The 7,472-nt window shown below is 40.6% G+C and carries 4 protein-coding genes and 1 pseudogene; 1 reads left to right on the top strand and 4 read right to left on the bottom strand.

The genetic code is table 11. The features are described 5' to 3' along the window. Positions 1–1,086, bottom strand: a pseudogene (locus tag ACKPEB_RS16225) (hypothetical protein); the annotation flags it as partial. Positions 1,087–1,439: 353 nt separating this feature from the next. Between ACKPEB_RS16225 and ACKPEB_RS16220 the strand changes: the two are divergent. Continuing rightward, the gene (locus tag ACKPEB_RS16220) at positions 1,440–2,081 is read left to right on the top strand and encodes an LON peptidase substrate-binding domain-containing protein (RefSeq protein ID WP_408965997.1); all 642 of its coding nucleotides are present in this window, start codon (positions 1,440–1,442) and stop codon (positions 2,079–2,081) included. A gap of 46 nt (positions 2,082–2,127) precedes the next feature. On the opposite strand, the gene ACKPEB_RS16215 is transcribed toward ACKPEB_RS16220, so the two are convergent. The 3 genes from ACKPEB_RS16215 to pruA all read right to left on the bottom strand — a co-directional run. Further along, positions 2,128–4,233, bottom strand: coding sequence for an ABC1 kinase family protein (locus tag ACKPEB_RS16215; protein ID WP_408965996.1), 2,106 nt, complete (start codon positions 4,231–4,233; stop codon positions 2,128–2,130). 103 nt (positions 4,234–4,336) lie between these two features. Then, positions 4,337–4,771 carry a hypothetical protein gene (locus ACKPEB_RS16210; RefSeq protein WP_408965995.1) on the bottom strand — a complete coding sequence of 145 codons (435 nt, stop codon included), beginning with the start codon at positions 4,769–4,771 and terminating at the stop codon, positions 4,337–4,339. 922 nt (positions 4,772–5,693) lie between these two features. Continuing rightward, positions 5,694–7,472: L-glutamate gamma-semialdehyde dehydrogenase (gene pruA, locus ACKPEB_RS16205; protein WP_408965994.1), on the bottom strand; the 1,779-nt coding region annotated here is incomplete at its 5' end.

Raw genomic sequence — 7,472 nt, 5'->3', positions numbered from 1 at the left:
GCGATTAATTTTATAGTGAATTTCTAACTCATCATCCTCAATTCCCGCTTCTCGCAAACTTTGTTCTTCTTCCCAAATCTTGAGATTAATTTCATTATCCCCGCCCCGTTTTTCAATCTCAGCTTGGGTTTTTCCTAATGCCATCAGTTTATCTTTTGTATTCTTCCAAGTCAAGGCGCGAGTTTTAGCAGAATTATACAAAATCTCCCGATAGGACAAACGAGCAATAATGGTTTGATAGGAATAATTAGGTTGTCCTATTGTCCAATAAGCGATTCTAAAATTGAGATAACCTCCATCAAATTCCGACTCTAATATTAAGGTCGGTTCTGATTTTAGCATCCCGAATAAAGCTTTAATACTGGCTTCACTATGAAAGCGTTTACTTTCCCAAGCTCCTGCTAAAAATTCTATCGGTCTTCCCTGTTGAGAATAGTAGTCAAAAAAATCACGCAATTGTTGATTTAAGGTTAATTCAACATCGGGGAAATTTTGAGGTTTTTCGACAAACCGTTCAAATTTAACTTTAGGCGGGGCGATAAAAACTCGCAAAGGAATTAAACTATTATGACTATAGGATTCTAAAATTTGTACAGGAGGTAAAGTTAATGGCCAATTCGCAAAAATTTTCTGAACTTCTGCTTGGTTATGAGCAACTTTTATCGCTGTTTCTCGTTGATATTCAGCGATGAATAATTGAGTTTCTCGGTTATATTGCGCTAATTCAGTTTGCAGGTTTTTTTCCTGTTCAAAACGCCAGCGTTGAAACTCAAGATTTCCTTGATGTATTGCTAAGTTAACACTTTGGATATATTCTTGGAGTTCCTTTTGTCGTTGATGATTCAGTTCAGCTTGTTGGGCTTGAAAGTCTCGATTTTCTTGATTTTCGATATATTGTAATTTAAGCTCTGCTAACTTAATTTGTTGTCGTTTTTCCTCCATTTTAACTTGATTATTGACTATTATTCTTGTATTTATTTCTTGGGTATCTGCTATGTATTTGTGAGGTAAAAATATAGATTCTAAACTTCTTTTAATTTTACCCCAAAATCCGATTTTTTTATCTTCTGGTAATGGGCGTGTCATCTGTTAATCTCCGGTTAATAAATTCTGCGGTAGTTCTTTGATAAAATTGGTAAATTAATCTAAAAATGTTAGGTGTATTGAGGTAGGGGGTTGTTGAGGGCTATGATCCAAAATATTTAACTTTGTATTATAACGTAGTCATCTATATTTGTGTTCAACTCTCACCTAAAACTCAGAAAACTGGTTTCTCAGTCTGTTTAAAGGTTCTCAGAAATTGGATTTTTTCAACAAGATTTCTATTCAGCAGCAAAGTTATTACAGAAACCCGGTTTTTTCCTGGTCTAGCAGTTTTCCCTCAAGTGAGGCACAATTAAGGATTATGCTTCCTTGTGAATAGGTCTATTTAACGGACAATGGCATCATATTCCTCAATTGCTGTTCGAGAACTTCCTCTATTTCCTCTACCGGAAGTGGTTTTATTTCCAGGTAGACCTCTACCTCTGCATATTTTTGAGTTTCGCTATCGGATTATGATGAATACTATCCTCAATACGGATCGCCGTTTTGGGGTATTAATGTTTGATCCGACTCAAGGTCAAGTTGCTTCCGTGGGATGCTGTGCAGAAATTATTCAATACCAACGTTTACCCGATGATCGGATGAAAATGCTGACATTAGGACAACAACGATTTCGGGTATTAGAAGCGGTTCGGGAAAAGCCTTATCTGGTTGGGTTGGTAGAATGGATTGAAGATGAACCCCCCCAACAAGATTTAAGACCTTTAGCAACGGAAGTCGAACGTTTGTTACGGGATGTGGTGCATTTATCAGGAAAATTAATGGAACAAAACATTGAACTTCCTGATGATATTCCTGATTTACCGACAGAACTCTCCTATTGGGTTGCGAGTAACCTTTATGGAGTCGCCACAGAACAACAAACTCTCTTAGAAATGCAAAATACCGTCGCGCGTTTGGAACGGGAAGTCGAAATTTTAACTTCAACCCGGAACCATTTAGCAGCACGGACGGCTTTAAAAGATGCGTTGGAATAGGGAAGGATGAAGCGGTGCGTGCGCTGATGCTTACGCACCCTACGGGTTAACGACTTGGGGGTAATGATAAGGGTTCGTTTATTGGGGATTTATCATGTTTTGAATGTCCGTTTTTTTCAACGGAATTTCCATCAGGAATCAGTGGATCAGAAGATAAAAATAATTCCCGAATCAGTCTTGCTGTCGCTCGTTGGGCTAGTTCTGTAGCAACTTTTTGACTTAAATGTTGGACTTCAGGTTTAACAATTAAACTCGGAACACGCTGGACTAATAACATCGGATCAAAGCCCTTCGTTTCCTGAAGAATACCGACAATTCGTTGAATGTGTTCTAAATTGTTCTGAGTTGGGGTCGGTTCAGGTTCTGGTGTCGGAGTAGAGGGAGTTTTTACCCCCATCCATTCAGCAACTTTTGCTTGAGCCGTGGTCAACGCATTACGGGAAGCTAGATCAATACTTTTCACAAATTCATGGGCTAATTGATCTCGAATAAATTCTCCTCGTTCTGAGAATAAAAAATCTAAGGTTTGATTCAAGACTTCATTGATATCATAATCATCACTATTGCGAGCATTTTTGAGCAAGTTTTCTAACCGATTCCATCGAAATGAACCCTCTTTAAATAATAAATCTTTTAAGGAGGTTCTTAACTCGACTGATGGATCGGTTAACAATCGTTTGGCGACATAAGGATAAGCTTTACTTAAAACTTTAAAGTTCGGATCAACATTAATGGCAATGCCTTCTAGGGTAACTAAAGACCGAATAATTAACGCATAGTAAGCCGGAACTCGGAACGGATAATCATACATTAATTCTGACAATTGATCCGTAATACTCTTAAAGTTCAGTTCAGCAACACTCGCTCCTAACGCATTACTAAAGACTTTTTCTAAAGCTGGAATAATCGGGGTTAAATCCGTATCCGGGGTTAAAAATTCTAATTTGACATAATCTTTGGCTAATCCTTCAAAATCTCGATTGACTAAATGCACAACCGCTTCTAATAACCCATAGCGTTGATAAGGCTTAACCTCGCTCATCATGCCAAAATCCAGATAAACTAACTTACCATCAGGACTGGCTAATAAATTACCCGGATGGGGATCGGCATGGAAAAACCCATGTTCTAACAATTGTCTTAAAGAACATTGTACCCCCACTTCAATCAAGTAACGGGCATCAATTCCTTGGGCGGCAACTTCTTCTAAATTAGTTAATTTAGATCCATTAATCCACTCCATTGTTAACACACGACGTCCGGTATATCCCCAATAAATTCGAGGCACATAAATATCGGGAATATTGCCATAAAGCTGTCGAAATCGTTCGGCATTTCGTCCTTCATGGGTGTAGTCCATTTCTTCATAAATGCGAGACCCAAATTCATCCATAATGGCAACTAAATCACTACGAATGAACTTAAATCTTTGCTTCGCCCAGATCGCTAAGGTTCGTAAAATATAAATATCCAGAGCAATACTTTCGGATAACCCTGGACGCTGAACTTTGACCGCGACAACTTCCCCAGTTTTTAATTTACCTTTATAAACCTGTCCTAACGAAGCGGCAGCTAAGGGGTTCGGGCTTAATTCAGCATAAATATTTTCTGGGCGATCGCCTAATTCTTCTTCAATAAATTGATAGGCGACTTCATTGGGAAACGGAGGAAGTTGATCTTGTAATTTAGTTAATTCTTCTAAATATAAAGGGGGAACTAAATCCGGTCGAGTTGATAATGCTTGTCCCACTTTAATAAATGCAGGGCCCAGTTCCGTTAAGGTGGTGCGGAGTTGAATGGCTCGTTTACGGTTGGCTTTGAAGTCTTTTCCTCCTTTGCGATCAAACCATAATCCCAAAGCAAAGGAACCAAATTTCCCAATAATACTGAATAAGCGTCCCCAAACTTGGAGCAAACGAGAACGATAATAATCTGCAATGGCAATGGGATCGTAACGCAAGGCAGGTTGATTCGATTCATCATCCAGTATGATTTCTGGCGGTTGAGGCAGTCGGTGATGTTCCTCAATGGGTTCTGAGAAGACATCAACGGTTGAAGAGGGACTGTAACTAGGTTGTAGTGGGGTCAGAGTCATAGGGGTTGAATCTGAATCAAGCTGAGGCTTTGCAGGCAATACCGTCTTGACTTGCATAAAGATAGGGCTACTGTTGGAATTTATGTTAACTATTGTAACAAGATCTTAATCGAGTCCTTGATATCTTCTGTTCATCCGTCGGCTTGATCAAGACTCACCCTTATTCTGTATGATTCGTTTCTGTTGTTTCCAGCAGTCGGTTGCAAATATTCAATAAATAAAGACGGGTACTGACGGGAAGACGAGGTAAGGGAGCCTCTAGGTTGGGCCAAGTTGGTAAATCGAAGCAAGGACAGCAAGTGGCTGGCAGTCCAGAGACTTTGACCGGAACAGATAGAGAACAACGGGCACAGGATTCGATTTCCCATTCTGAGGACAATAATTGGGCAATGGTTTGTTCTGTTCCCTCCAGATAACATTCTCCCGACTCAGGAGAGAGGATTTCTTTCCAACAGTCCTCAAATTCTCGACTATAGCGATCTCCTTGAATCACAGGTTGAGGTAAGCGGGATTCTGCACCGTTGCGAATCAACACTTTTTTACCTAACTGAAACCAGTAGGCTAAATATTGTTTAACTTGATGTTGTGAAGCCATAAGTCTACTTTTTTTGAGGTTTTAACGGCTAAATTTCGAGTTTACGGGCAGAAATCCAACCTAAAGTTAGAGTTAATCGACCAATCTATATTTCCTTAATTGTATTGTAGAGGTAAAATCAACTTTAAACTTCTCTATTAATCTATATTAATTCTAAAATTAAATCCTGAATCGGATAGATGTTTTACAATGATTTTTGAGGAATCTGCCCCCTAATACCGATGAGATAGCTTTTTAGAACCACTTAAATTTTAAGGATTACAGGATACAATTTTAATAGAGTATAAATACTTATTTTGTTAATATTAATAATTGTCAATCATTAATTAATTTTTGTGAAAATTCCTAAAGATAGATTTTTATTGTTGAACTTATAAGCGATATTTTATTAGGATATTCCCGGTTAAAATTCAATCATTGAGAATAAAAAAATACAATCCATATTAATAATAATTTCGTGAATTTTTAGCAAAATTGTCGATGATTTTCGTATTTTCTGTGTCTGACTGTTCAGTGATTCCCCTACTCCCCCTGCTCCCCCGACCTCCCCTGCTCCCCAGGGCTGTTTCATTCTCTCTCGAGAACCTTTGTGCCCTAACCCCCCCGCCCCCTTCCCTAATAGGGAAGGGGGAGTAATTAATGATTTTTGATGTTTAATAGTAATAATTAGTCCCCCCTCTCCTTGCAGGAGAGGGGGTTAGGGGGAGAGGTCATACAAATTTTGGGAGAAAATGAAACAGCCCTGGGGATAGGGGATGGGAAAAACTTAGGGTCTTCTCTATTGCTTTTAGAAACTGAACTTACCTCTACTTTATGTATTCACACCCGTGATCTTTTGTCAATGCGTAAGTCCTAATAACATAGCGATCGCCCTTTTTAAAAGAGCGATCGCTTTTTAATGCGTTAAAGCGCAACTACGAGGTTATTCAACACCTTCAATGGGGGCAAAACCTTGACGTTGAATGTTTTCTGTAATGTGACGGGGTTCTAAGAATTGTAATAAATAATCGGGGCCACCCGCCTTAGAACCCACACCCGAAAGTTTAAACCCACCGAAAGGTTGACGAGAAACAATTGCCCCCGTAATGCCTCGGTTAATATACAAATTTCCCACTTCAAATTCAGCTTTTGCCTTCTGAATATGGGAGGGAGTTCTGGAATATAAACCCCCCGTTAAAGCAAAATTAGTGCCATTGGCAATATCTAAAGCTTCCTCAAAATTTTGAGCTTTGATCACCGCTAAAACCGGGCCAAAAATTTCCTCTTGGGCGATTTTTGCCGTTGGTAAAACATTAATAAAAACCGTTGGCCCCACAAAATAACCTGTTTCCGGTGCAGCGACTTGAATGGCTAATTCTGCTTCTTGTTTGCCAATCTCAATATACTCTTTAATCTTCTGTTGAGCATTGGCATCAATCACCGGGCCAACCTGGGTACTGGGTAACACCGCATTCCCCACATTTAAAGACCGCACCGCCTCTGTTAAACGCTTAACAAACGCCTCATAAACAGGTTCTAACACCACCACACGGGAACAGGCGGAACATTTTTGACCCGTATACCCAAAGGCAGAATACACCACACCTGCCACTGCTTGGTCAAGGTCGGCACTTTCATCAACGATAATGGCATTTTTGCCCCCCATTTCCGCAATCACCCGTTTCAGGTGTTTCTGTCCGGGTTTGAGCAGTGCCGCTTCAGCATAAATGCGACATCCCACCTCCTGAGAACCCGTGAAGGTAATCATGTGGACGTCCGGGTGTTGTACCATGTAGGAACCCACCGTTGAGCCTTTTCCGGGTACAAATTGGAACACACCCGCCGGAATTCCCGCCTCTACTAATACTTCAGTAATTTTCGCGGCGATCACCGATGACACTTCCGCAGGCTTCAATAACGTACAGTTCCCCGTAACTAAGGATGCGACCGTCATCCCAACGGGAATGGCCAGGGGGAAATTCCAGGGGGAAATAATCACCGAAATGCCACGAGGTTGATAGTTGTAACGGTTGGTTTCGCCAGCAGTGTCATACTGGTAGCCCTGATCCAAACGTTCCATTTCATCGGCATAATAGCGACAGAAATCAATCGCCTCGGACACTTCCGCATCCCCTTGATGTAAAGGTTTTCCAACTTCAAACGCCATCCACGCGCATAACTCCGCCCGCCGTTGTTCAAACAGTTCTGCGGCTTTTCGTAGCACACCTGCCCGTTGCCGAACTGGAGTATGCCGCCAAGCTGGAAAGGCAGCTTTCGCGGCTTGAATAGCTGTTTCCGCTTGTTCAACGCTAATTAACCCGACTTTCCCCACAATTTCTGAGGGGTTAGAGGGGTTTAGCGAGTCTATCATTTGGGCAGTATTGATATATTGACCATTAATTAATGGGTTGTAAGTTTGTCCTAATTGTTGACGCACCATTTCTAACGCCCGTAACCCTTTATCCCGTAATGCAGCATTAGAAAAATCCGTATCGGCTGCATTCGGAAATACGGGTTTCCAAGTCTCAAAAATATTGCTATTCGGGTTATCTTTAGGGGCAGATAATAACTCTTCAACCGGGCGATTTTCTGAACTTTGACGCACAAAAGAACTATTAGCCGTATTTTCTAATAACCGCCGAATTAAATAGGACATTCCGGGTAATAAATCCCCATAGGGGCAATACATTCTCACCCGATATCCTTTCTGCACTAAAGCTTT

It is taken from the genome of Planktothrix sp. (genome assembly GCF_046067725.1).
Classification (GTDB): domain Bacteria; phylum Cyanobacteriota; class Cyanobacteriia; order Cyanobacteriales; family Microcoleaceae; genus Planktothrix.
Note: the sequence above shows the minus strand (reverse complement) of the source record. Positions and strands in the feature narration are given on the sequence as shown.